The sequence below is a fragment of the uncultured Campylobacter sp. genome (genome assembly GCF_938045535.1).
Lineage (GTDB): Bacteria > Campylobacterota > Campylobacteria > Campylobacterales > Campylobacteraceae > Campylobacter_B.
In genome coordinates this window covers 1-21,093 of sequence record NZ_CALIMQ010000126.1, presented here as the reverse complement: position 1 = coordinate 21,093, position 21,093 = coordinate 1, and the positions used below count along the sequence as shown (strand labels likewise).

Sequence of the window (21,093 nt, the reverse complement as noted above, 5' to 3'; positions counted from 1 at the left end):
TGATTTGACGAAAGAAGAAAAAGACGCAGCTAAGAAAGAAGCTCAAGCTAAAGCTAAGGAAGCAACAGATGCAATCAATGCTCAACCATCTATCGCAGAAACACCAGAAAAAGCAGCAGAAGCTAAAAGATGAGGAAATTATTGCGCTTTTGAATCAAAGAGCCGATAAGCTAAATAAGATCGTAGAAACAAATTCCAAAGCGGAGCTTGATAAAAATTTAAAAGCAGGCAAGGAATTTATGGCGAAAAATGCCAAAAATCCGGACGTTAAAACCACAAAATCCGGTCTTCAATATGAAATTCTAAAGCTAGGCATGGGCGAAAAGCCAAAGCCCGAGAGCGTAGTAGTGATGAACTACAAGGCGTATTTGACGAACGGTAGCGTATTTGACGATACTTTCGCATCTAAAATTCCGGCGCATCTTTCTATGATAGGCTTAATCGACGGATTGCGCGAGGGGCTGCTTTTGATGAATACAGGCTCGAAATATAAATTTACAATCCCTAGTAATTTAGCCTACGGCAATGTGGACGTAGATAGAATTCCTGCGGGTTCTGTGGTGATTTTTGAAGCCGAACTACTAAAAGTTTTAAAGCCCGGCGAGCTTGCCGATGCAGCCAAAAAGCTTAGCGAGAGCGAAGCTAAAAGCTTTCACGAAGCGAATAAAACAAAGTAGTTTTGCTTAAATTTAGTCGGAGGAGAATATGCAAAAGCAAAGAAGAAATTTTATAAAATCCGCCGCACTCGGCTCTTTGGGGCTTGGCGCAATCGCCTCAAGCTTACTCGCACAAAATAGCGCGGATAAAAGCGCGCAAGACGCAAACGTAAGCGTTCAAAAGCAAGAGCCGAAAAAGCCGCACTACGGCATGATATTCGATCAGAACAAATGCGTGGGCTGCACCGATTGCGAGATCGCTTGCAGGAAGGTAAATTTAGTCCCGAAAGGCCAGATGAGGCTTTTTATCCAGGATAAAACCGATCCGCTAAATTTGAAAGAAAAGCGCTATGTTAGAGTATCTTGTCAGCAGTGCGAGGACGCGCCGTGCGTGAACGTCTGCCCGACGAAAGCCTGTCACAAGGACGAAAAAACCGGCATCACGACGATGAACACCGACGATTGCATCGCCTGTAAATACTGCATCGTCGCCTGTCCTTACGACGTGCGCTTTATAAATCACGAAACAAGAGCCGCGGAGAGCTGCAACTTCTGCTTAGATACGAATTTAAAGGACGGTCACGAGCCTGCCTGCATCGAGGCGTGCAGATACGAGGCGATCGTATTCGGCGATCTAAACGACGAAAGCTCGCACATCAGCAAGCTACTTCGCGTAAAAGACAGCCTGCGAATGCATCCTGAGTGCGGCACGAAGCCGAGCCTGCGCTATATTCCTGCGGTTAGATTGGGGGTGTGATATGAACGGAGCTATAAATTTCACTGCGACCTTCTCGCACGGCGTGGAGTGGGGCTGGCCGATCGCGGTTTATCTTTTGCTAGCGGGCATGAGCGGCGGCGCTTTGATAGTCGCGATCCTCGTCAAATTTTATAAAAAGCAAACCGAAAGCACGCCGCTATTTAAGGCTGCGTCGCTACTATCTTTCGTAGCGATCCTTCTGGGTATGGTCTGCCTGGTAGCCGACCTTGAGAGGCCGCTTCTTTTTTGGAAAATTTTGATCAATTACAACTTTACTTCGGTTATGTCCGTGGGCGTGGCGGCGCTTTGCGTCTATATCCCGCTTAGCTTCGTAGCCTGCCTTTATGCGTTTGAAGCTGATCTTAGCGGATTTTTATCGCGTAGACTTACTTTTTTAAAAGGGCTTTTCACGCTCGTAATGAAAATTTTAAACGCGCTTCGCCCACTGCTTCTTGCGCTTACGCTAGTTTTTGCGGTCGCGATCTGCGCCTATACCGGCTTTTTGATCTCGGTTTTAGTTAGATTTCCTATCCTTAATACAGCCGTTTTGCCTGCGCTTTTCGTGGCGTCTGGCTTATCGGCGGGCATCGCGGGATCTAGCCTAATAGCCGCGCTTTTCTTTAAAGCGGAGCTGCACGGAGGCGATCTTAAAGCTTTACACGCAGTCGAGTGGCCGGTTTTAGCGATGGAAATTTTACTAATCGGCATGATTTTCGTCTCGCTAGTAACGGGCAGCGACGTGCAAAAAGCCGCCAGCGTCGCATTTAGCGAGGGATTTTATGCGAAGATGTTTTGGCTAGGCGTCGTGGGCGTAGGCTTTTGCGTACCGCTCGCTTTAAATTTCGCACTGGGCAAAAAGATCGCCCACACCGCGTTTGCGTTCTACGCGAGCGCGCTTGCCAGCGTCATGGGCGTGCTGCTTCTTAGGATGTTTATACTATACGCGGGACAAACTTACGATATAATAATGTAAAACTGCGGAGGGTTAATGAGCGCGCTAAAAATATTAAAATTTTTCATCTCTTACAAGTTCGCGCTCTGCCTCCTTTTTATTCTAGCCGCAGGTGCCGGCGTCGCGACCTTTTTAGAGAGCATCTATGACACGCAAACGGCTAAAATTTTAGTCTATGAGGCGCGCTGGTATGAGTGCGTCATGGGCGGGGCGACGCTTAGCCTGCTCGGCATTATAATTAAAACCAAAATGTGGCGCCGCTTCGGCTCTTTCGTGCTTCATGCGGCATTTATCGTCATCTTTATCGGCGCGGCGCTGACGCGCTATTTCGGCACCGAGGGCGTGCTGCACGTAAGAGAGGGCGAGAGCGAAAACGAGATGGTAAGCGTCAAACCATACTTGCAAATCCGCACGCAAGACGCACTGTTTGAGCACCCGCTAAATCTATCTCAGATCGGCGATAACGATTTTAGCTTCACGCAAAGTATAAATTCTAAAAGCTTCACCGTCAAATTTAGCTCCTACAAACCCGCGCCCAAAGGCGAGCAGGGCACGCTTGCGGTAAAGGCGGGCTTTGAGGGCGAAAGCGAGCAAGAGGCGGAGCTGCGCGGCGGTGCGGGCTGGCTGGGTGAACCCAAAATTTTAAACTTTGACGGCGAGGAGATAATGCTAAGCTGGGGCTCGAAACTCATAGAGCTTCCGTTTGCGGTAAAGCTTTTAAAATTTAAGCTCGAACGCTACCCGGGCTCGCAAAGCCCATCATCCTACGCTAGCGACGTTGAAATTTTAAAAGAGGGCAAGAGCGCGGGGGAGCATGAAATTTATATGAACCATCCGCTAAACTTTGGCGGCTTTAAGCTCTTTCAATCCTCCTACGACACCGACGAGCAGGGCACGGTGCTGGAGCTTAACCGCGATCCGGGTAAAATCCCCACTTACTTCGGTTATTTCTTGCTTTGCGTCGGATTTATCGGCAATCTTTTTACCGCGGGCAGCAGGTTTAAAAAGCTCGCTAAATTTATTAAAAACAACGCACCCGCCGCGCTACTTCTAATCGCGCCGCTTTTTTTCAGCATTGAGCTTCGCGCCGCGGATGAAAACTATCTAGCAAACCTTAAAGCCAACTCGCGCGTTCATGCAAACGGCGCGTTCGCGGAGCTTTTAGTGCAAGATTACATGGGCAGGATCAAGCCGCTTAGCACCGAAGCAAGCGAGATCGTAAATAAAATTTCAGGCACGGACTCGCTCTACGGCTTAAGCGCCGAGCAGATGATCCTAGGAATGAGCCTAAATCCCGCGTTTTGGCGCGATCAAAAGATCATCAAGATCAAAAACGACGAGATTAAAAAGATGCTAGGCTTAGCGCCGCAGGAGCGATATGTGAGCTTTAATTCGGTCTTTGATGAAAACGGCAACTACAAGCTCGCGCGCGTCGTGGATGAGGCTAATGAAAAAAGCGCCTCGCGCCGCGGCGTGCTCGATAACGAGCTGATTAAATTCGACGAGCGGCTAAATATCGCGTATCTGACCTTTAGAGGGGTGTTTTTTAAATTTATCCCCGTGCCGAACGACCCGCAAAACGCGTGGCTCTCGCCGAACGACGCCTTTGCGGATTATAGGATCGCGCCGCAGATCAAAGGCGTGCTAAACGACTATCTAAACGGCTTGCAGGATGGAATTTCGGATAATGATTGGGCTAAAGCGGACGCCGCGTTAGCGGAGCTGAAAAACTACCAAAGAGCCACCTCGGCGGCTATTCTTCCAAGCGTTAGTCGCGTCAAAGCCGAGGTGTTTTACAACAAAGCTTCGGTTTTCAAAAAGCTCGTTTATTGCTATATGATCCTAGGCAGCGTAGCTCTAATATTGGCGCTTATCGGCGCGCTTTGCGGCAAGCGCTTCACGCTCGCACAAAAAATTTTATTCGCTGCCTTTGCCGCAAGCTTTGCGGCACATACCCTCGCGCTTGCGCTGCGCTGGTACGTCGCGGCTCACGCGCCGTGGAGCGATAGCTATGAGTCGATGATCTACATCGGTTGGTCGGCGGCGCTTGCGGGGATCATATTTTTTAGAAAGTCCCTACTTACGCTAAGCGCGAGCTGCTTGCTAGCTAGCATCGTGATGCTCGTAGCGCATATGAGCTTCGTAAATCCGCAGATTACCAACCTCGTGCCAGTACTAAAGTCGTATTGGCTTAGCATCCACGTATCTGTTATCACGGCTAGCTACGGATTTTTAGGGCTTAGCTGCCTGCTTGGGCTTTTGGCTCTTGTTTTGATGGCGCTTAAAAACGGCGCCAATCGCGAGCGGCTCAACGCGCAGATCAGATATATAACGGCGATCAACGAGATCAGCCTCATCGTGGGGCTTTCGATGCTGACGCTAGGAAATTTCTTCGGCGGTGTGTGGGCGAATGAGAGCTGGGGGCGATACTGGGGCTGGGATAGCAAAGAGACTTGGTCGTATGTCTCGATCATCGTCTATGCGATCGTGCTGCATCTAAAGCTTATCCCGAAGCTCGGCTCGATCTATGTTTATTGCGTGAGCTCGACGCTTGCGTATAGCTCGATCATAATGACCTATTTCGGCGTAAATTTCTACCTTACCGGCATGCACTCTTACGCCGCAGGCGATGCGCCGCAGATACCCGCGCCGTTTTATTGTATAATAGCGGCGGTCTTTTTAATAATCGCTCTTGCTTTCAGAGGTAGGGACGTAAAAACGATATAAAGGAGTAAATTTGAAAAAATTTCTAATAGCGTTAGCCTTGGCTGCCGCGGCAAATGCGGGCTTTATCAGCGAGGGCATTCAAGCTCAGCAAAGCGGCGATCATAAAAAACTCGCAGAAATTTACGAGCGAGCGTGCGGTTTGGAAAATAAAGCTTCGGGATGCTATAATCTAGCCGTTTTGTATTTTGAGGGCACCGGCAACGTAGAGAAAAATTTCGAAAAAGCGATCAGCCTCTATGAAAAAGCGTGCAGCGCTAAATTTGCGCTTGCGTGCAACAATCTAGGCTATATCTACGAAAGCGGCAACGGCGCTGATCAAAATTTTACCAAAGCCGCGGCTTATTACGAAAAAGCCTGCAAAGATAACGAAGGCTGCACCTCGCTCGGGCTTTTATACGCAAACGGCGCTGGGCTCGCAAAGGACGTCGCCAAGGCGGCGAGCCTTTATGAGAAGGCCTGCACCTACGGCGATATGATGGGCTGCAACAATCTAGGCTATCTGTATCTAAAGGGCGAGGGCGTGCAGCAAAGCTTCGCAAAGGCTAAAATTTTTTATGAAAAGGCTTGCGGTGGCGACATCGGCATCGGCTGCAACAATCTAGGCTATCTATACGCTTTCGGGCAAGGAGTAGACCAGGATTATAAGCAGGCAAAGCAGCAGTATGAAAAGGCGTGCAACCTCGGCCACTTCGACGGCTGCAATAACCTAGCCATAATGTATGCCGAGGGCAAGGGCGTGAAGTCCGATAACGCCAAAGCAAAAGAGTTTTTCAAAAAAAGCTGCGATGGCGGCATCAAGATGGGCTGCGAGAATTTGGAATTTTTAAACTCGATTAGTAAGTAAATTTAAAACATCAAAATTTTAAGGAGATAGTATGATTTTACGTTCGTTTTTGGCTTCGGCCGCGCTTGTTGCGCTCGTTTGCGGCGCCTCCATGGACGGGGCCAATAAACCGGCAAATCCTATGTTTCAAAGCGTGGATCCGAGCAAAGCTACGCTAGTAGGAAGCGGCGAGGGCAAAGAATACTGCGCCGTTTGCGGAATGAATTTGGTTAAATTCTATAAAACTAATCACGTTTGGAACGGCAAGCAAGTCGCTTCTCTACACTGCCTGTACGAGATTACGGAGGGAAAAATTCCAAGCGATGCGCAGGTAGTAGATACGAAAAATCTAAATTTGATCGACGTAAATAAAGCCTTTTACGTCGTAGGTAGCAAGGTCAAAGGCACGATGAGCCGCAATAGCAAATACGCCTTCTCAACCGAAGCCGACGCGAAAGAATTCCAAGCCGAAAACGGCGGCGAGATAGTGAACTTTGCCAAAGCCTACGAGATTGCGGGGCAGGACTTCGAGGGCGATAATAAGATGATTAAAGCCAAGCGCGAGGGCGGCGTTTACGCGCACGGTAAAGAATTTTACGAAACAAACTGCGCTAAAACGGACGCCAAAAGCTTCAAAGCCATCTCCGAGCTCAAAGCTCATCTCAAAAAGACTTGCGACGCAAAGGGCGCTAGCAAGGCTCCTGAATACGACAAACACCTGCAAGCCGCAGCGCTATATCTATGGGACGTTCCGGCAAATTTAGGTAGCAGCGACAAAAACGCAAAAGCGAAAAAGGCTGAGAAAATCGTCGTGCCTGAGGGCGCTAAATGCCCGGTCTGCGGCATGCTAGTGGGCAAAAACCCTAACTGGGCGGCGATGATAGAGATTCAAGGCGGCGAGAATTTGTATTTTGACGGCGTGAAAGATATGATGAAATACTACTTCCAAAAGGGCAAGAGCTTTGATAAAATTTACGTAACCGACTACTACAAGTTACACAAGATCGATGCTAAAAGCGCCTTTTTCGTGCTCGGCTCCAACGTCTTAGGACCGATGGGCGACGAGCTCATTCCGTTTGAGAGCGAGAGCGCGGCTAAGACCTTCGCTAAAGATCACGGCGGTAAGAGCGTACTTAAATTTGACGAAATTCAAGAGAGCGTAATAGAAGGGCTATGAGGCTCATTTGCGCTTTAATGATCTTTTTTGCCGCCCTTTACGCGCTCATTGCGGTGCATTATGTAAGCTTTGATCGCGCAAAGGGCGAGCAGTGTCTGCAAAAGCTAGCGCGCGAGATAAAGGACGTGCGGCTCTCGAGCAGCTTTAAGAGCAAAGCCTACGCGGAGTTCGTCTATGATAAGTAAAAATTTCATCGACTACTCCGTGACTCTGCTGCGAAAAGACAGAGCCGATCACGCTTTTAGCTTCGCAATCTTTGCATTTATCGTTTTTATTTTAAGCTCGGTGCTTTTCATCTCGGGCTCGATTCAAAACGATCTTGAAAAGGTCATCAAGCTTAGACCCGACATCGTTGTAGAGGCTCTACGCGCGGGCAAACGCGATCTGATGCACGACGGCTATATCTACGACATCTCTAAGATCGCGGGCGTCAGCGAAGTGCAGGGCGCCGTGGACGGGATGTATTACTTCGCTCAAAAGCGCGTTTGGTTTCATATCGTAGGCGACGAAAGCCTGAGCGAAAATGAAATGATCGTAGGCGAGGGGGTAAAGGCGGCGATGGGCGAGTGGTACTACGAGGACGAGTTTCACTTCTTGACCGAACAGCGCCTAATCGCGATTAAGATCAATAAAATTTCGCCGCACGAAAGCAGCATCGTCTCAAACGACGTGATCTATCTCAACCCCGATACCGCGCGCGAGGTGCTAAGCCTGAAGGAGGGCGAATACACCAAGCTCTACGTAAGCGTGCCCAACCCCAACGAAGTAAGCGAAGTAGCGCTTAAGATCGTAAATTTATACCCCAATACGGAAGTTCTTAGCGCGGAGGATGCGGTAGCTGAAGTGAGGCATCTGTATTATTACAAGGGCGGAATTTTTATGGTGCTTTACGCCGTGGCGATGATCTCATTTTTCATCTTGCTGAAAAATCAAATTTCGCTCGCATACGGCGAGAAGAAAAAGGAGATCGCGATCTTGCGCAGCATCGGCTTTTGTATAAAGGACATCATCGCGATGAAATTTATTCAAAATTTCATCGTCTCGCTAAGTGCGTATCTGCTCGGCGTCGCGGGTGCTTATGCTTATGTGTTTATCCTGGATGCGCCGCTTCTGCGCGATATATTCTTAGGCGGCGAGCTGCGAAATTTCATCACCTTCACGCCAGTGGTAAATTTCAATATGCTCTTTTTGATCTTCGTCTTTAGCGTGATCCCGTTTTTAGCCTTCGTCATCATCCCATCCTGGCGCATCGCTATCGGCGATATGAGCGAGGCGGTCAAATGAGCAAGATAGAGATCAAGCAGCTTTTTAAAATTTACAACGAGGGCAGGGCGAATGAATTTTACGCTTTAAAAAACATAAGCCTAAGCGTCGAAGAGGGGCAGATCGTAATCTTAAAAGGCGTTAGCGGCAGCGGCAAAAGCACGCTTCTATCCATCATAGGCGCGCTTGCTAAGCCTAGTAGCGGCGAGGTTTTAGTAGACGGCGCAAACGTCTCTAAGCTCGCCGATATCGAAAGCTCCGCGTATCGCCATAAAAAAATCGGTTTTATCTTTCAGTCTTTCAATCTGCTTGAGGCGCTTAGCGTCTATAAAAACGTCCTTGCGCCGCTTAGTCTTGAACGGCTGGGCAGGGATGAGCTTGGCGCGCGCATAGATGAAGCGATGCAGATTGCTAATATCGCGCATAAAAAAGATCAGATCGTCTCCAGCCTTAGCGGCGGCGAGAAGCAGCGTTGCGCTATCGCTAGGGCGCTCGTGATGAATCCGCAGATTATCTTGGCCGACGAGCCGACGGCAAATTTAGACAAACAAAACTCGCTCGGCTTTATCGAAATGCTTTCAAAGCTCAAAGAGCTTAAAAAGACCGTTTTGATCGCGACGCACGATATACTCTTCGACGAGCTAAGCTTCGTAGATCGATACGTGTTTTTAAAAGACGGAGAAATTTCAGCATGAGCATATTTTTATCAGGTAGCGTGATCGCGTTTTTGGCCGTGGAGCTGATCGTAATAGCGCTGATGGCGATCTCGCAGTTTCACATCGTGCGGATCATGCGCTACTGGGACTTTAACGCCACCTCAAATTTACAATACGCCCTGGAGAAAAGAAACTATCTCATCAACACCATTTTGTTTTTCACGATAGCGTGCAAGATCATTTTGTTTATATTTTTCGCGCTCTGCCTAAACGAGCTCTCTTCGGTCGTGCCAGGCGCGATGTGTTCCGCGGGCGTCGTGGGCTCGAACCGCTACGGCAACATCCTGCTGCTTTTAAAAATTTTACTGATCTTCGGCTTTGGGCTCTGGCTTATTTTAAACAGCCTCGATCTTAAAGCGGGCAAATTTCCCTATCTGCGGCGCAAATACCTGATCTTTACCATCCTTTTTACGGGCGTTTTGGCGGAGTTTATTTTAGAAATTCTATTTTTTACCAATATCCCGCTGCGCGTGCCGGTGTTTTGCTGCTCGGTCGTATTTCGCGCGCCGAAGCTTCCGTTTGGATACACGCAGGCGCTTTTGGCGACCTTTTTCTACGCGATATTGGGCGCCATTTTGATCTTAAATTTCTTAAAGCAGTCGATGGCGAGCTTTGCTCTGAATTTGCTCTTTTTGTTCGTCGCATACTACGCGATCACCTATTTTTTTGGACTTTACGTTTACGAGCAGCCCAACCACAAATGCCCGTACTGCATGCTTTTGAAGGATTATTACTTCGTCGGCTACGCGATTTGGGGCTCGCTATTTTTGGGCATATTTTTCGGCATCGTGCCGTTTTTAACGGAGCTCATCACCAAGCGCGCCTACACCCACCTGCTTAAATACTCCTCGTTCTGGCTCATTCTAAACGCGCTTATCTGCAGCGCCTACGTCGTCAAATACTACTTCGTTCGGGGTGCGCTGCTATGATTAAGAAAATTTTTGCCGCGGTTTTGCTCGCCTGTGTGATGGGGCTACTCATATCGTCGATGGATATAGCGGAATCCAAAATTTCCGTGCGCCACGGCAACACGGATAAGCAGCCGCTGCAGATCGAATTCGGCAAATACCTATGCCTAGAGAGCGGCACGGTGATAAACGATCTGTACAACACCGCCCAGGCCGTTATGCCAAACGGCGATACATATTTTTTCAACGACATCGCAAACGTCTTTATGTGGCTGATGCGGCAAAAAAACAAAGATGAGATCGTGGTGTGGGTTTATTCGCAAGATACCGAAAAATACATCATCGCCAAGGACGCCTGGTACTCGCGCGTCGAGATCACGCCGATGGGCTACGGCTTTGGCGCGTATGAGTTTCACAACTACGGCAGGAGCGATTACTACTACGACGAGATCGTGCTGTGCGCCGCTCGCGGCGAAACGCTGCTAAATCCGCTCATCAACATCCTGCTTTCCGAAAATAAAATTTAGCCTCGCGGCATATCGGAAAATGAAATTTAGCCCCGAGACGGATGGGAAATAAAATTTAACCCTACGGCGGATATGAAATAAAATTTAGCCGTGCGGCAGGTAGGAAGTAAAATTTAACCCCGCAGCGGGCGCAACTTGTCGCAGATACGACCCGCCGCTTAAATTTTTACTCATGTCTACCGCTTTTATTAAATTTTGCCCGCCGCCGCTTTCGTTAATTTAGCTCGCGTCCGAGTTTGCGTTCGCTCGCAATTATTAAATTTGCTCGTATCCGCCCGAGCTCGCATCGGCTTGCTCGTTAAATTTGATCTGCTGGCACCGCTTGTTCGTGCCTGCCGCTTTATCCGCGCCGCCGATCAGTTTAAAATTCCGGACCGCACTCACTCGTTAAAATTTTAAATTTACCTGACCGATTAAAATTTTATGTTTGTCCGCACGTTTCAAATTTTAAAGCTGCACTACGCTTTTAAAATTCCAAGCCGCAACGATACGCGCTCGCTACGTAAAATTTTATCTCGCGCTAGCCGCTTGCGTTAAATTTAGCTCGCGTCTGCTTGGACGTCGCCGCTCGCGCGATCAATAAATTTATATCAATACGGGCGCCGAAATTTTAAGCTATAATGGCGCCAAATTCCACATTAAAGGAGCGAAAATGAGCGAAATTTTAGATCAGACGCTGGAGTGCGCGAAAGAAATTTTAGGCGCCCAGGCGCTGGATCTTAAGATCGAGCGCGCGGTCGTGGGGCTGTTTTTTAGCGGCGTGAAGCTGCAAGGAGGCGCGTGCGGGCTTAGCTATACGCCGCTAAAGTCCCTATCGGGCGCCGTTTGCTGCCCCTCGCAAGCAAGCGTGATGCCCGATTCGGGCAATATCGCGGGCAAGAGCGTTCGCTATCTGCTGCGCGACCTAAACTCCGCCGCACCGCTTAAAAAGACGCTCGCACTTGCCGCGCTAAATGCGCTTGGAAGGGCGTGTTTTGATAAAATCACTGCCGATTACGACGTGAAATTCGGCGCCGATCCCTTTGATGAGCTGCGGATCGAGCGCGGCAGCTTTAGCGTCGTCGTGGGCGCGCTGGTGCCCTACATCAAGACGCTGATGAAAAATGGCGCGGATTTTAAAATTTTAGAACTTGACAAAAGCACGCTCAAAGAAACGGAGCTGCCGTTTTACCTACCTGCAAGCGAGGCTGCTAGCGTCGTGCCGCGTGCCAATAACGTGATAATCACGGCTACGACGCTCATCAACGACACGCTCGATGGACTTTTGCGCCTGAAAAAAAGCGGCGCCAAGCTCGTGCTCGTGGGGCCTACCACGCCGCTACTGCCGCAGGCGCTGTTTGAGCGCGGCGTGGACTTTGCGGGCGGCACGCTCGTGCGGGATGCGGACGCGGTGCTCGATATCATCGCACAGGCGGGCTCGGGGTATCATTTTTTGGGTAAATTTGCCGATAAAATCACGATCTGTAAGGGCTAGCGCGCGGATTGAAATTTTAAAATTTGCGTGCAAGCGGCTTTACTGCGAATTTTTATAGATTTGCGCGAACGTTTTAAGAGGTCTTTTTTAAAAAACGATGTAAAATGTCCGCTTTAGAAATGAGAGGAGCTATAGATGAATAGCAAAAGACGAAATGCAATGAAATTTAGCTTGGCGTGCGCAGCTTCGCTACTTTGCGTCGGTACCGCCTCGTTTGGGGCGAGCTTAAATTCGAAGGAGAAAAATATGCAAAAGTGCGTCTATATTGTGCACGGCTACGATGCTTCGCCTAAAAGCCATTGGTTTGCCTGGCTCAAAGACGAGATCGAAAAATCGGGCGCGAGCGCGGAAATTTTAGCGATGCCCACGCCTGCGCATCCGAGGCTTGATGAGTGGCTGAAAACCTTGCGAGAAAGCGTAAAATTTGAAGGCAAAGTCTATCTGGTCGGACACAGCCTCGGATGCCCTACTATCTTAAATTTCTTACAAAGCAGTGCCATGGGCGGCACAGTAGAGGGCGTAGTGCTGGTCTCGGGGCTTGCAAAGCCGCTTAGCGATCCACAATTTAAAATTTTAGACGAGTTTATGGATAAAGGCTTTGATTTTGGGCGCATAAAAGCCGCCGCAAAACAGCGCGCGGTGATTGCCGCAAAGGATGATTATATCGTGCCGTTTAGCTTCAGCCGTGAGCTAGCGGGGCAGATCGATGCTAAGTTTTACGAGGTGCAAAAAGGCGGGCATTTTTTAGACAGAGACGGCTTTACGAAGTTTGATCTAGTCTATGAAATTTTAGAAAAAATGATGAAATTAAAGGGCTAGACTTCGGGCAAACGCGCCCGCTTGGTTTTTGCTTCTGCATTCGCGCTGCTCGCATTTTTCTCTGCCGAAGCTCGGATTTGCTTTACGGCTAAGATAAAGGCCTCGTATTTAGCCTGAAGGCTTCGCTACCCGCATAAATAAATAGATAAGCCCGCGGTGCAATCGCCGTTTACGAGGCGAGTTCTGCGCCGTTTTAAAATTTTGTAAACGCCGCAGCGGCAATAGACGCGTATCGTGCGAGTGCTAAAGCACGGCGTGTTGTAGTGGCGGCAAGTAGGTTTCGAATTGCGGCAAGATAAAATTTAGCGAGCGCGGCGAAGCTTTTGCGACGATAGAATTTTAAAATTTTAAAGCGCGCGGCGAGGCCGAAATTTTAAATAACGCTCGGCTTGCGCGAGCTAAATCCGTGTTCAAGCCCATGCTGCGTAGGAGATAAAATTTAGCGGGCGCGAAAGGCACATAGGTCTAGCTTTCCTTTTCGTTAAACACATACGAGATCGCGAAAACGATCAGATAAACGGGCGCAACGATAACAAACGCTATACTCCAGACTGCCGCACGCTCGCCCCAAAAATACCCCGCCGCGAGGCATGCCGAAAACCCGCCGTAAAAAGCGCCGAGCGATAAATTTTCTACCGCAAAAAGCAGTAAACTAAGATTTGAATTTTTAACAAAAAGCTTGCTTAGCTTAAAGTTTTTATACCTTTTGAACAAATACCAAAGCAGCGCGCAAGCCAAAATTGCAAATATTGCCGTAAAAACAGCGATTCTAGGTGCACCTAACAAAGGCAAAACCGCCAAAATCAAAGACGCTACCCACCTACAAAACTGAGCCGATCAGACCGCCGCCCACCAATCAAGCAAGAAAACCATCGGCACCGCCAGCAAATACTTCGCCGTCCTGTGAAATTTATACCCTTGCTTTGCATCCATCGGTCTTAAGTCCCTTAAATTTTTTAACAAAATTCATATTAGAGAATTTAGCGCCTCTCTATATCTCTACCGCCCAAATAATATTCTTCCAGCGGATAATTTATATTGCCGCAGTTATCAAATTTAAAACCTTTTCCAATACCGACTACGGCATTTTTTCTCTTTTTATAATACTCTCTAGTAATGTCAAAATTTGTTACCAAGTCATAAATATACTCCGAATGGTTAAATTGCATATAATTACCGTTAAATATAGCGAATTTATCAAGAAACAAAGTGCCTGTGACTTCTTTCTCGCCACCGCCAACCCTAACTATCGGTCTGTCAAATCCAACGCTCGTATCTTTCAAATTTATTTTTAGATATTTCTTTGGATCTGTTTTTTTAGCCTTTAACTCTTTCATCAGTATCTGCTCGGTCGTTTTTCCCTCTTGGTAATATTTTTCTAATACTTCAAAACAATTTGATAAGTTTATATTTTCTAGTTCATAGTATGCAACCTCATATCTACTGGACCAAAGACTACCGAAGGTTTTTAACCTATAATCATCAATCATCCAATATAGCTTTACATCATAGTCCAAATATGCCCCTGCTACTTTTTTATACAGCTCCTCTTTGGGTAAAATTCTATCCTCTTTCAGGCAGTATCCCTGTTTGTATTTGTTGTAGTCGGAGAGAGAAACTATCACAAAGCCTCGCGAAGTGGAATAATCGGGGATTATACGGATAAATGCGGCGCAGAGTATCGCCGCCAGAAGCAGCGCCCCCGCCAGGGCTTTAAATTTAAGAGATTTATAAAATTTCATACCGACGCTCCTTTTAAAATTTAAAATTTCAGCGCAAATTTCCGTAATCTTGCGATTAAATTTAAAACGCTCGCTCGCCGCGCTGCCGCCGCCGCGACGAAACAAACAAGCGATAGGCGCCTAAATTTAAATCCCGCCGCTAGCCCTTGCGGTGCAGAACTATATAGCCCAGCTTCGTGCCGTTTTCGTCCGAAAATGCCCGCACGTAAAAATAATGCCCGTCCTTTTTGATAAAACTCTGCGCCCCAAAATCAAGCGTCGCCAAAATCGACAAAACGTCGTAATCCGGCGCGCTGTTTACGACGATGAAGTCTTTGATGACGCCTATTTTATCGTAGAAGCAGTCGGTTTCAAACCTCTTATCTACGAGGATAAAAATATCGTTTCCCATGCGGTTGATCTGCGCGATGACGTGTTCGAAATCGAGCATTATCTCGGCGCTTCCGATAAATTTGCCGTCGCTAAAAACCGGCGAAATTCCGCGCATAAAAACCCCGCACCGCCCCATCTCGACGAGCGCTTTTGGAAGCAAGCTCTGGCGGATCTGCAAAAGCGAATGGCGAAAAGAGCTCAGATCGTCGTTGTAAAATTCGTCGCTCCAGCTCCTAGCCAGGCTTCTAGTGCTTTGCGTATGAAAATGTATCTTCACGCCCGTGTAAAAGGGCACCGCACTCAAAATGTCTTTGTATTTTTTCGTCACGTCCATGCACTCGCCGTGTTTGCCGCTCTCAAAGCAGCGCACCACGTCGCTGTTCTGCGATAAAATCAGCGAGATCGCAAAGGCGTTTAGCTTCTCTTCGTCCACGATCTTTTCAAACAGACTCGCGCTAAAATCAAACTGCTGCTTGATTTTTATCTCGTTTTCCTCGCTTTTAAAGCGCAGATAAAACACAAAGGTGGCGACGCAGCAAGCAAGCACGAAAAGGCTTAAGTATTTTTTTGAGCGCACGCCTATCATCTGAATTCCATCTTTAAATTTGCCGCCAGAATTTCTGCAAATTCGCTAAATTCCGGCAGATCGAGTTTTCCGTTTCGCATCTTTTTACCCCAGACGGACTCCGGGAAAAAGCTGTCGTTTTTAAAGCGCGCTTGGACGTGAAAATGCACGCGCGGCACGTAGTTGGCGAAGCTTGCGATATTGATCTTATCGGGCGCGTAAAACTCCCGCAGGCTCTTTTCGCACTGAAGCACGGCGCGCCACAGATGCGCCAGCGTCGCCTCGTCGCAGTCGCTAAGCTCTTTAAATTTCGCCTTCGTAAAGACCTTCACCCACGGCACTTCGTGCTCCTCGCGCTCCACGTAAATCATCTCGTCTTCGTAAATCATCGCTTCTCCTTGAAAATGGAATTTTAATGCAAAGCCCATTAAAGCTCGGTAAATTCCTCTTACATAAATAATATACTAAAATACATTAATTAAATATATCTATAAAATCTCGATATATTCGTAATTTTTATGCTATAATTCTATCTTTCAAAAGGAATATATATGAAATCAGTTTGGGTAATGATCCTATGCGCCGCGGCGATTTTGATGATTACGATGGGCATTCGTATGTCATTAGGTCTTTTCGTGCAGCCCATAATGCAAGCAAATTCCCTATCCATCGCGCAAGTAAGCTTTGCGATGGCAACTATGCAGCTGGTATGGGGCTTTTCGCAACCGCTTAGCGGGATACTTGCAGACAAGCTCGGTGCCTACGTCGTGCTGTTTTGGGGCAGCGTGCTTTTGGCGATTAGCTGCGCTCTTGTGCCGTTATTTAGTAGTGAAAGCGCGCTTGTATTAACGATGGGTTTTGGGCTTGCACTGGGGCTTGGCGCGGGTAGTTTTCCGATTCTAATGAGCCTAATGGCAAAGCGCCTGCCATTTTCTATCCGCTCGGTTGCTAGCGGAGTGTTAAATGCGGGCGGCTCGTTCGGGCAGTTTTTATTTGCGCCAATGATTGGGTTTTGTATCGCAACGCCTGCTTTGGGATACGGCGGCGCATTTTTTACGCTCGCAGGGCTTAGCTTGTTAATTCTGCCGCTTGCGAGGCTTTTAGCAGGCGGTAAAATTCTATTTGGCGAGCAAACCAGCCTGCATGAAGAAGATAAGCGCAGCTTAGGCGAAGTGCTGCGTTTAGCACTGCGCGATAAAAGCTATATTTTGATAAATTTAAGCTTTGCTACGTGCGGTTTTCACGTAGCATTTTTAGTGACGCACCTACCTAGCGAAGTAGCACTAAGCGGGCATGGCGCGCAGGTAGCGTCCTTTTCGCTCGCACTGATTGGCATCGCAAACATCGTAGGCAGCTTATTCGTAGGTTGGTGTGTTTCCAAAGTGCGCTGTAAAGTCATTTTATTTTGCATATATGCCCTACGTATCGCTCTTATTGGTGCTTATGTGCTCTCGCCCAAAGATAGCCTTACGTTTTATATCTTCAGCGTGGGATTAGGATTTACCTGGTTAGCGACCGTACCGCCTACTGCGGCTGCCGTCGGTAAGCTGTTGGGAACGCGATATTTAGCAAGCCTATTTGGATTTACGATGCTTTCGCATCAAATCGGCGGATTTTTTGGCGCATATATCGGGGGTCTTGCGGTACGGGCATACGGCGCGTATGATTATATGTGGTATTTGGATATGACGCTAGCGGCTATTGCAGCTCTGCTAAGCCTGCCTGTGCGTGAAGCTAAGATGAAGCATGTGAAATTTTAAAAATTTTATGGGATTTTGAAATTTACGGACGGAATTTTCGCGAAATTTTGCAAGCTAAATTACGACAGAATTTTGAAAATTTTAAAATTTATCGGATTTTATGTTTCGCACGATGAAATTTCACTTTAGCTTTAAAATTCCGCTGCGATAAAATGCAAAATCCGCTTATGCTTTCAAATTTAGCCGGAGCGAGATTTTAAATTTTATAGAATTTTGAAATTTTAAAATTTCGGCTCGTGCAGCATTTTAAGGGCCGGCGCGAGAGCGTCTGCAAAGCCTTTAAATTTTTCAAATTCCTCCGCGCTAAGCTCTGCGCTAAACTCCGCTCCCGCAGCACCAAAGCTCGCTTCATAAACGAAACCCGATTTTTTTAAAAAATGTTCAAATTTAGCCACCGCCGCAAACGGCACGAAAAATATGCACTTCTTACGCAGCACGAATTCCGCTAGCTCTGCGGCGTCCGCAGCAGCGTCTATCGCGGCATTCGCGCTACTAGCGTATGCGCGCACTAGCCCGCCGGTGCCTAGCTTGATGCCTCCGAAATAGCGCACCACGAGCACGGCGGCATTAATTAGCTCGGCGCCGCGAAGCGCGTTTAGACACGGCGCGCCCGCAGTCGATTTGGGCTCACCGTCGTCGCTTGAGTTTTCTACGATCTGCCCGGGCTCGTTCAGCGCGCGATACGCCCAGACGATATGGCGCGCCTTGGGATGTTGCTGCCGCAGCCGCGCACGCAGCGTCTCAAAGCTCGCTAGCGGCGCGAGATAGGCGATGAAGCTTGATTTTTTGATCTCCTGTGCAGCGCTGATCTCTTTTTCAATCGTTTTCAAGGCTTTCCTTTGCGGAATTTTATCTTTTTTGCATTATAATAAAAGTTCAAAAAAAGATCAAAGGAGCTTCATGATCCAGACTTGTTTATTTCCTGCGGCGGGCTACGGCACGCGCTTTTTGCCCGCGACCAAATCGCTACCAAAAGAGATGCTTCCGATCCTTACCAAGCCGCTCATTCACTACGGCGTGGACGAGGCGCTGGAAGCGGGCATGGACAATATGGCCTTCGTCACGGGTCGCGGCAAGCGCGCGCTGGAGGATTATTTCGACCGTAGCTACGAGCTGGAGGATCAAATTTCAGGCAGCAGCAAGGAGTATCTGCTCGACGAGATCAGGGCGCTTATGAAGCGCTGCACCTTCTCTTTTACGCGCCAAGAGCAGATGAAGGGGCTCGGCAACGCAATTTATACGGGTAAAATTTTAATCCGCGACGAGCCTTTCGGCGTGGTGCTCGCAGACGATCTGTGCGTGAACGAAAACGGCGAGGGCGTGCTTGCGCAGATGGTTAAAATTTACGAAAAATACCGCTGCAGCGTCGTTGCAGTAATGGAGGTGCCGCCGCAGGACGTAAACAAATACGGCATCATCGCCGGCAAAAGCATCAGCGACGATCTGATAATGGTCTCGGATATGATCGAAAAACCGGAGCCCGGCGAGGCTCCGTCGAGCTTAGCCATCATCGGGCGCTACATCCTAACGCCTAATATTTTCGATCTCATCGAGCAGACGGCGCCAGGTAAAAACGGCGAGGTGCAGATTACCGACGCGCTTTTGAAACAGGCTCAAAACGGCGTGGTGATCGCGTATAAATTTAAAGGTACTCGCTTCGACTGCGGCTCAGTAAAAGGCTACGTGGAGGCGATCAAATATTTCTACGAGCGAGAATTCGGCGATGGTAAAAAATGAGCTGTTTTTCCCGCTGGCAAAAGAGGGCGCGCTAGAAGAGATAGCGGCAAAGATCCGCGCCGAATACGAAAGCGGCGAGATAGGCTACTACCGCCTGCCGCAGCAAGGTGCAGACGAAATAGCGCGGGCGCAGGAATTTTTTAGCGCACGAAGCTACGACGGGGTCGTGCTTTTGGGCATCGGTGGCTCCAGCGTGGGCGTGCGAGCGCTTTATGAGATGCTGCGTCCGCGCGTAAGAAAGAATTTGCGCTTTGAAATTTTGGATAATCTCGACGGGCACAGTGTAAACCGCGCGCTTGAAGGGTTAAATTTTGCTCGCACTATCTTCATAGTATCCTCCAAATCAGGCGGCACGATCGAGACGATCTCGCTTTTTAAAGTGGTTTTGCAGCGTTTCGGAATTTCAGATTTAAAGACGCTAGCAAAAAATTTCATCTTTATCACCGATGCGGGCTCGCCGCTTGATATCTTCGCGCGTGAGCACGGCGCCTGCGTGATAAATATGCCCGCTAACGTAGGCGGCCGTTTTAGCGTGTTAAGTGCGGTAGGGCTAGTGCCCGCAGTAGGGCTAGGTCTTGATGCAAGCGCTATGCTACGCGGAGCTGCCGCCGCAAAAGAGCGGTATCTGGATGAAATTTTAGCAGGCGATCCCGCTAAAATCGCAGAGAATAAAATTCTACGAAAAGCCTATCACTACGCCACGCACAAAAGTGCGAAAATCAACGTCCTTTTTAGCTATGGCGACGCGCTGCGCGCATTGGGCGAGTGGTACGTGCAGCTCTGGGCGGAAAGCCTAGGTAAAAAGATCGGCTTTAGCCGCGAGGGGCTTACTCCTGTGGGGCTTGTAGGCTCGCGCGATCAGCACAGCTTCCTTCAGCTCATAATGGACGGCGTAAAGGATAAGACCGTGACTTTCTTAAAGCTCACGGACAACGGCACTACGGACGCGGTGCCCGGTATCAGTCTGCAAGGTCTTGAGGGCTGTGACTTCGTAAACGGCATGCGACTGGACGAGGTGCTAAATCTTCAATGCGATGCTACGCTGCAAGCCGTGCTAAACGAGGGTATCAGCGTCGATCTAATCGAGGTTTCGCAGCTTTGCGAACAGAGCGTGGGCGAGCTATTTTACTACTTCGAGCTGCTAACCAGCGCTACTGGAGCGATACTGGGCGTCAGCACTTACGATCAGCCGGGTGTCGAGGTAGGCAAGAGAATTTTAAAATCGCTAGTTTTGAAATCGCGAGATTAGAATTTGCTGCGCTAGCTAGACGGAATTTCGTCGGGCTAAATTTTACTAAAGCCAGGCTCTACTCGCGCCCTATTTTGCTTGGGCAAAATTTTAGAATTTTAAAATTACCGCTGTGAAATTCTGCGCGTAAAATTTACGCCGCGGAATTTTGATTTCTCGCTACGAAGATTTGGAATTTTGTCGCAAAATTTCACGGCAGAATTCCAAGATTGCACCGCGAGGCGTAAAAATTTTGCGACTTGCAAGCGCACAGGGAGATGAAATGAAAATCACAAGGATCGATCACTTCGTCCTAGTTACGGACGATCTGCAAAAATGCGTGGAATTTTACGAAGGAATTTTAGGGCTAGAGCATGTTTGCGAGGGCGGCAAACACAGCCTGCGTTTCGGCTCCTCAAAGATCAATATCCACACCCGCGCGGGCGAGTTTGCGCCGTTTGCAGCACGTCCTAGCGCAGGTTCGGCGGACTTTTGCCTCATCTGCGAAGATCAAAGCGCGCAGCAGCTCAAAACGGAGCTTGAAAGAAAAGGGGTGCAAATAGAGCTTGGCGTCGTGCCCCGCACGGGCGCGCGCGGCGCTATGCAAAGTATCTATCTGCGCGATCCTGACGGCAATCTCGTAGAACTCGGCGCATATGAAAGCGGCGATGATTAGCGCGTAAATTTTAAAGGCAAAATTTCAAGCGGAGCGTTAGAATTTAAATTTTCTAAATTCTATTTTTCATTAAAGATCGATATTCTGCGGATTAAATTGTTTATCCCGCGGTACGCTAATTATGTATCGTTTGTATATTTTTTAAACCTTATCTTTTGTTTTTAGAATTTCATAAATTTGTTCATTTTATTCACTATTATTTTTGCAATATCAT

General features: G+C 48.3%; 23 protein-coding genes and 1 pseudogene. 18 read left to right on the top strand and 6 right to left on the bottom strand.

What is annotated here, in order from left to right:
* Nucleotides 1-62 precede the first annotated feature (62 nt).
* From Q0095_RS10260 to Q0095_RS04005, 12 genes and pseudogenes are all read left to right on the top strand, one after another.
* Nucleotides 63-290: pseudogene (locus tag Q0095_RS10260) on the top strand (FKBP-type peptidyl-prolyl cis-trans isomerase N-terminal domain-containing protein); the annotation flags it as partial.
* A 24-nt stretch (nucleotides 291-314) separates the two neighbouring features.
* On the top strand, nucleotides 315-677 hold the full coding sequence (locus Q0095_RS10255; protein WP_366806076.1) for an FKBP-type peptidyl-prolyl cis-trans isomerase: 363 nt from the start codon (nucleotides 315-317) through the stop codon (nucleotides 675-677).
* 28 nt (nucleotides 678-705) lie between these two features.
* A complete protein-coding gene (locus tag Q0095_RS04050; protein ID WP_297881598.1) occupies nucleotides 706-1,413 on the top strand; it encodes a 4Fe-4S dicluster domain-containing protein in 708 nt (235 codons plus the stop codon).
* Nucleotide 1,414: 1 nt separating this feature from the next.
* Nucleotides 1,415-2,386 (top strand): NrfD/PsrC family molybdoenzyme membrane anchor subunit, encoded by a 972-nt coding sequence (gene nrfD / locus Q0095_RS04045; RefSeq protein ID WP_297881596.1) that lies wholly within the window; start codon nucleotides 1,415-1,417, stop codon nucleotides 2,384-2,386.
* A gap of 15 nt (nucleotides 2,387-2,401) precedes the next feature.
* Complete coding sequence (gene ccsA, locus Q0095_RS04040; RefSeq protein WP_297881594.1) at nucleotides 2,402-5,092, top strand: cytochrome c biogenesis protein CcsA; 2,691 nt, start codon at nucleotides 2,402-2,404, stop codon at nucleotides 5,090-5,092.
* 10 nt (nucleotides 5,093-5,102) lie between these two features.
* Nucleotides 5,103-5,936 (top strand): tetratricopeptide repeat protein, encoded by an 834-nt coding sequence (locus Q0095_RS04035; RefSeq protein WP_297881592.1) that lies wholly within the window; start codon nucleotides 5,103-5,105, stop codon nucleotides 5,934-5,936.
* A gap of 31 nt (nucleotides 5,937-5,967) precedes the next feature.
* On the top strand, nucleotides 5,968-7,092 hold the full coding sequence (locus tag Q0095_RS04030) for a nitrous oxide reductase accessory protein NosL (protein WP_297881590.1): 1,125 nt from the start codon (nucleotides 5,968-5,970) through the stop codon (nucleotides 7,090-7,092).
* 17 nt (nucleotides 7,093-7,109) lie between these two features.
* Nucleotides 7,110-7,277 carry a hypothetical protein gene (locus tag Q0095_RS04025; RefSeq protein ID WP_297881588.1) on the top strand — a complete coding sequence of 56 codons (168 nt, stop codon included), beginning with the start codon at nucleotides 7,110-7,112 and terminating at the stop codon, nucleotides 7,275-7,277.
* Complete coding sequence (locus Q0095_RS04020; protein WP_297881586.1) at nucleotides 7,267-8,376, top strand: FtsX-like permease family protein; 1,110 nt, start codon at nucleotides 7,267-7,269, stop codon at nucleotides 8,374-8,376. The genes Q0095_RS04025 and Q0095_RS04020 overlap by 11 nt, the downstream gene beginning before the upstream one ends.
* Nucleotides 8,373-9,050, top strand: coding sequence for an ABC transporter ATP-binding protein (locus Q0095_RS04015; RefSeq protein ID WP_297881584.1), 678 nt, complete (start codon nucleotides 8,373-8,375; stop codon nucleotides 9,048-9,050). The genes Q0095_RS04020 and Q0095_RS04015 overlap by 4 nt, the downstream gene beginning before the upstream one ends.
* A complete protein-coding gene (locus tag Q0095_RS04010; RefSeq protein ID WP_297881582.1) occupies nucleotides 9,047-10,000 on the top strand; it encodes a hypothetical protein in 954 nt (317 codons plus the stop codon). Before Q0095_RS04015 ends, Q0095_RS04010 begins: the two co-directional genes overlap by 4 nt.
* Complete coding sequence (locus Q0095_RS04005) at nucleotides 9,997-10,506, top strand: hypothetical protein (RefSeq protein ID WP_297881580.1); 510 nt, start codon at nucleotides 9,997-9,999, stop codon at nucleotides 10,504-10,506. The genes Q0095_RS04010 and Q0095_RS04005 overlap by 4 nt, the downstream gene beginning before the upstream one ends.
* Before the next feature lie 255 nt (nucleotides 10,507-10,761).
* Here the strand turns inward: Q0095_RS04005 and Q0095_RS04000 are convergent, their stop codons facing one another.
* Nucleotides 10,762-10,890 carry a hypothetical protein gene (locus tag Q0095_RS04000; protein ID WP_297881579.1) on the bottom strand — a complete coding sequence of 43 codons (129 nt, stop codon included), beginning with the start codon at nucleotides 10,888-10,890 and terminating at the stop codon, nucleotides 10,762-10,764.
* A 268-nt stretch (nucleotides 10,891-11,158) separates the two neighbouring features.
* Between Q0095_RS04000 and Q0095_RS03995 the strand changes: the two genes are divergently transcribed.
* On the top strand, nucleotides 11,159-11,980 hold the full coding sequence (locus tag Q0095_RS03995; RefSeq protein WP_297881577.1) for a DUF364 domain-containing protein: 822 nt from the start codon (nucleotides 11,159-11,161) through the stop codon (nucleotides 11,978-11,980).
* A gap of 135 nt (nucleotides 11,981-12,115) precedes the next feature.
* On the top strand, nucleotides 12,116-12,799 hold the full coding sequence (locus Q0095_RS03990) for an alpha/beta hydrolase (protein ID WP_297881575.1): 684 nt from the start codon (nucleotides 12,116-12,118) through the stop codon (nucleotides 12,797-12,799).
* A 465-nt stretch (nucleotides 12,800-13,264) separates the two neighbouring features.
* On the opposite strand, the gene Q0095_RS03985 is transcribed toward Q0095_RS03990, so the two are convergent.
* The 4 genes from Q0095_RS03985 to Q0095_RS03970 form a co-directional block, all read right to left on the bottom strand.
* Nucleotides 13,265-13,537, bottom strand: coding sequence for a hypothetical protein (locus Q0095_RS03985; protein ID WP_297881573.1), 273 nt, complete (start codon nucleotides 13,535-13,537; stop codon nucleotides 13,265-13,267).
* 242 nt (nucleotides 13,538-13,779) lie between these two features.
* Complete coding sequence (locus Q0095_RS03980) at nucleotides 13,780-14,646, bottom strand: hypothetical protein (protein WP_297881571.1); 867 nt, start codon at nucleotides 14,644-14,646, stop codon at nucleotides 13,780-13,782.
* 34 nt (nucleotides 14,647-14,680) lie between these two features.
* Nucleotides 14,681-15,499 carry a cache domain-containing protein gene (locus Q0095_RS03975; RefSeq protein WP_297881569.1) on the bottom strand — a complete coding sequence of 273 codons (819 nt, stop codon included), beginning with the start codon at nucleotides 15,497-15,499 and terminating at the stop codon, nucleotides 14,681-14,683.
* Nucleotides 15,496-15,867: an HIT family protein gene (locus Q0095_RS03970; protein ID WP_297881567.1), complete on the bottom strand. Its 372-nt coding sequence runs from the start codon at nucleotides 15,865-15,867 to the stop codon at nucleotides 15,496-15,498. Before Q0095_RS03970 ends, Q0095_RS03975 begins: the two co-directional genes overlap by 4 nt.
* Nucleotides 15,868-16,029: 162 nt before the next feature.
* Between Q0095_RS03970 and Q0095_RS03965 the strand changes: the two genes are divergently transcribed.
* The gene (locus Q0095_RS03965) at nucleotides 16,030-17,238 is read left to right on the top strand and encodes an MFS transporter (RefSeq protein ID WP_297881565.1); all 1,209 of its coding nucleotides are present in this window, start codon (nucleotides 16,030-16,032) and stop codon (nucleotides 17,236-17,238) included.
* A gap of 221 nt (nucleotides 17,239-17,459) precedes the next feature.
* On the opposite strand, the gene Q0095_RS03960 is transcribed toward Q0095_RS03965, so the two are convergent.
* On the bottom strand, nucleotides 17,460-18,068 hold the full coding sequence (locus tag Q0095_RS03960) for a YigZ family protein (protein WP_297881563.1): 609 nt from the start codon (nucleotides 18,066-18,068) through the stop codon (nucleotides 17,460-17,462).
* 70 nt (nucleotides 18,069-18,138) lie between these two features.
* On the opposite strand from Q0095_RS03960, the gene galU reads away from it, so the two are divergent.
* From galU to Q0095_RS03945, 3 genes are all read left to right on the top strand, one after another.
* Nucleotides 18,139-18,975 (top strand): UTP--glucose-1-phosphate uridylyltransferase GalU, encoded by an 837-nt coding sequence (gene galU, locus Q0095_RS03955; RefSeq protein ID WP_297881561.1) that lies wholly within the window; start codon nucleotides 18,139-18,141, stop codon nucleotides 18,973-18,975.
* On the top strand, nucleotides 18,962-20,224 hold the full coding sequence (locus tag Q0095_RS03950) for a glucose-6-phosphate isomerase (RefSeq protein ID WP_297881559.1): 1,263 nt from the start codon (nucleotides 18,962-18,964) through the stop codon (nucleotides 20,222-20,224). Before galU ends, Q0095_RS03950 begins: the two co-directional genes overlap by 14 nt.
* Before the next feature lie 262 nt (nucleotides 20,225-20,486).
* Nucleotides 20,487-20,879, top strand: coding sequence for a VOC family protein (locus Q0095_RS03945; protein WP_297881557.1), 393 nt, complete (start codon nucleotides 20,487-20,489; stop codon nucleotides 20,877-20,879).
* Nucleotides 20,880-21,093: the final 214 nt, after the last annotated feature.

Excerpts from the sequence above, each read along its gene's own strand:
- Q0095_RS03975 (WP_297881569.1), bottom strand. The coding sequence starts at position 15,499 with ATGATAGGCGTGCGCTCAAAAAAATACTTAAGCCTTTTCGTGCTTGCT.
- Q0095_RS04010 (WP_297881582.1), top strand. The coding sequence starts at position 9,047 with ATGAGCATATTTTTATCAGGTAGCGTGATCGCGTTTTTGGCCGTGGAG.
- Q0095_RS03970 (WP_297881567.1), bottom strand. The coding sequence starts at position 15,867 with ATGATTTACGAAGACGAGATGATTTACGTGGAGCGCGAGGAGCACGAA.
- Q0095_RS03950 (WP_297881559.1), top strand. The coding sequence starts at position 18,962 with ATGGTAAAAAATGAGCTGTTTTTCCCGCTGGCAAAAGAGGGCGCGCTA.
- Q0095_RS03990 (WP_297881575.1), top strand. The coding sequence starts at position 12,116 with ATGAATAGCAAAAGACGAAATGCAATGAAATTTAGCTTGGCGTGCGCA.
- Q0095_RS04015 (WP_297881584.1), top strand. The coding sequence starts at position 8,373 with ATGAGCAAGATAGAGATCAAGCAGCTTTTTAAAATTTACAACGAGGGC.
- galU (WP_297881561.1), top strand. The coding sequence starts at position 18,139 with ATGATCCAGACTTGTTTATTTCCTGCGGCGGGCTACGGCACGCGCTTT.
- Q0095_RS04020 (WP_297881586.1), top strand. The coding sequence starts at position 7,267 with ATGATAAGTAAAAATTTCATCGACTACTCCGTGACTCTGCTGCGAAAA.
- Q0095_RS04025 (WP_297881588.1), top strand. The coding sequence starts at position 7,110 with ATGATCTTTTTTGCCGCCCTTTACGCGCTCATTGCGGTGCATTATGTA.
- Q0095_RS04050 (WP_297881598.1), top strand. The coding sequence starts at position 706 with ATGCAAAAGCAAAGAAGAAATTTTATAAAATCCGCCGCACTCGGCTCT.
- ccsA (WP_297881594.1), top strand. The coding sequence starts at position 2,402 with ATGAGCGCGCTAAAAATATTAAAATTTTTCATCTCTTACAAGTTCGCG.
- nrfD (WP_297881596.1), top strand. The coding sequence starts at position 1,415 with ATGAACGGAGCTATAAATTTCACTGCGACCTTCTCGCACGGCGTGGAG.
- Q0095_RS04030 (WP_297881590.1), top strand. The coding sequence starts at position 5,968 with ATGATTTTACGTTCGTTTTTGGCTTCGGCCGCGCTTGTTGCGCTCGTT.
- Q0095_RS03995 (WP_297881577.1), top strand. The coding sequence starts at position 11,159 with ATGAGCGAAATTTTAGATCAGACGCTGGAGTGCGCGAAAGAAATTTTA.
- Q0095_RS04005 (WP_297881580.1), top strand. The coding sequence starts at position 9,997 with ATGATTAAGAAAATTTTTGCCGCGGTTTTGCTCGCCTGTGTGATGGGG.
- Q0095_RS10255 (WP_366806076.1), top strand. The coding sequence starts at position 315 with ATGGGCGAAAAGCCAAAGCCCGAGAGCGTAGTAGTGATGAACTACAAG.
- Q0095_RS03965 (WP_297881565.1), top strand. The coding sequence starts at position 16,030 with ATGAAATCAGTTTGGGTAATGATCCTATGCGCCGCGGCGATTTTGATG.
- Q0095_RS03945 (WP_297881557.1), top strand. The coding sequence starts at position 20,487 with ATGAAAATCACAAGGATCGATCACTTCGTCCTAGTTACGGACGATCTG.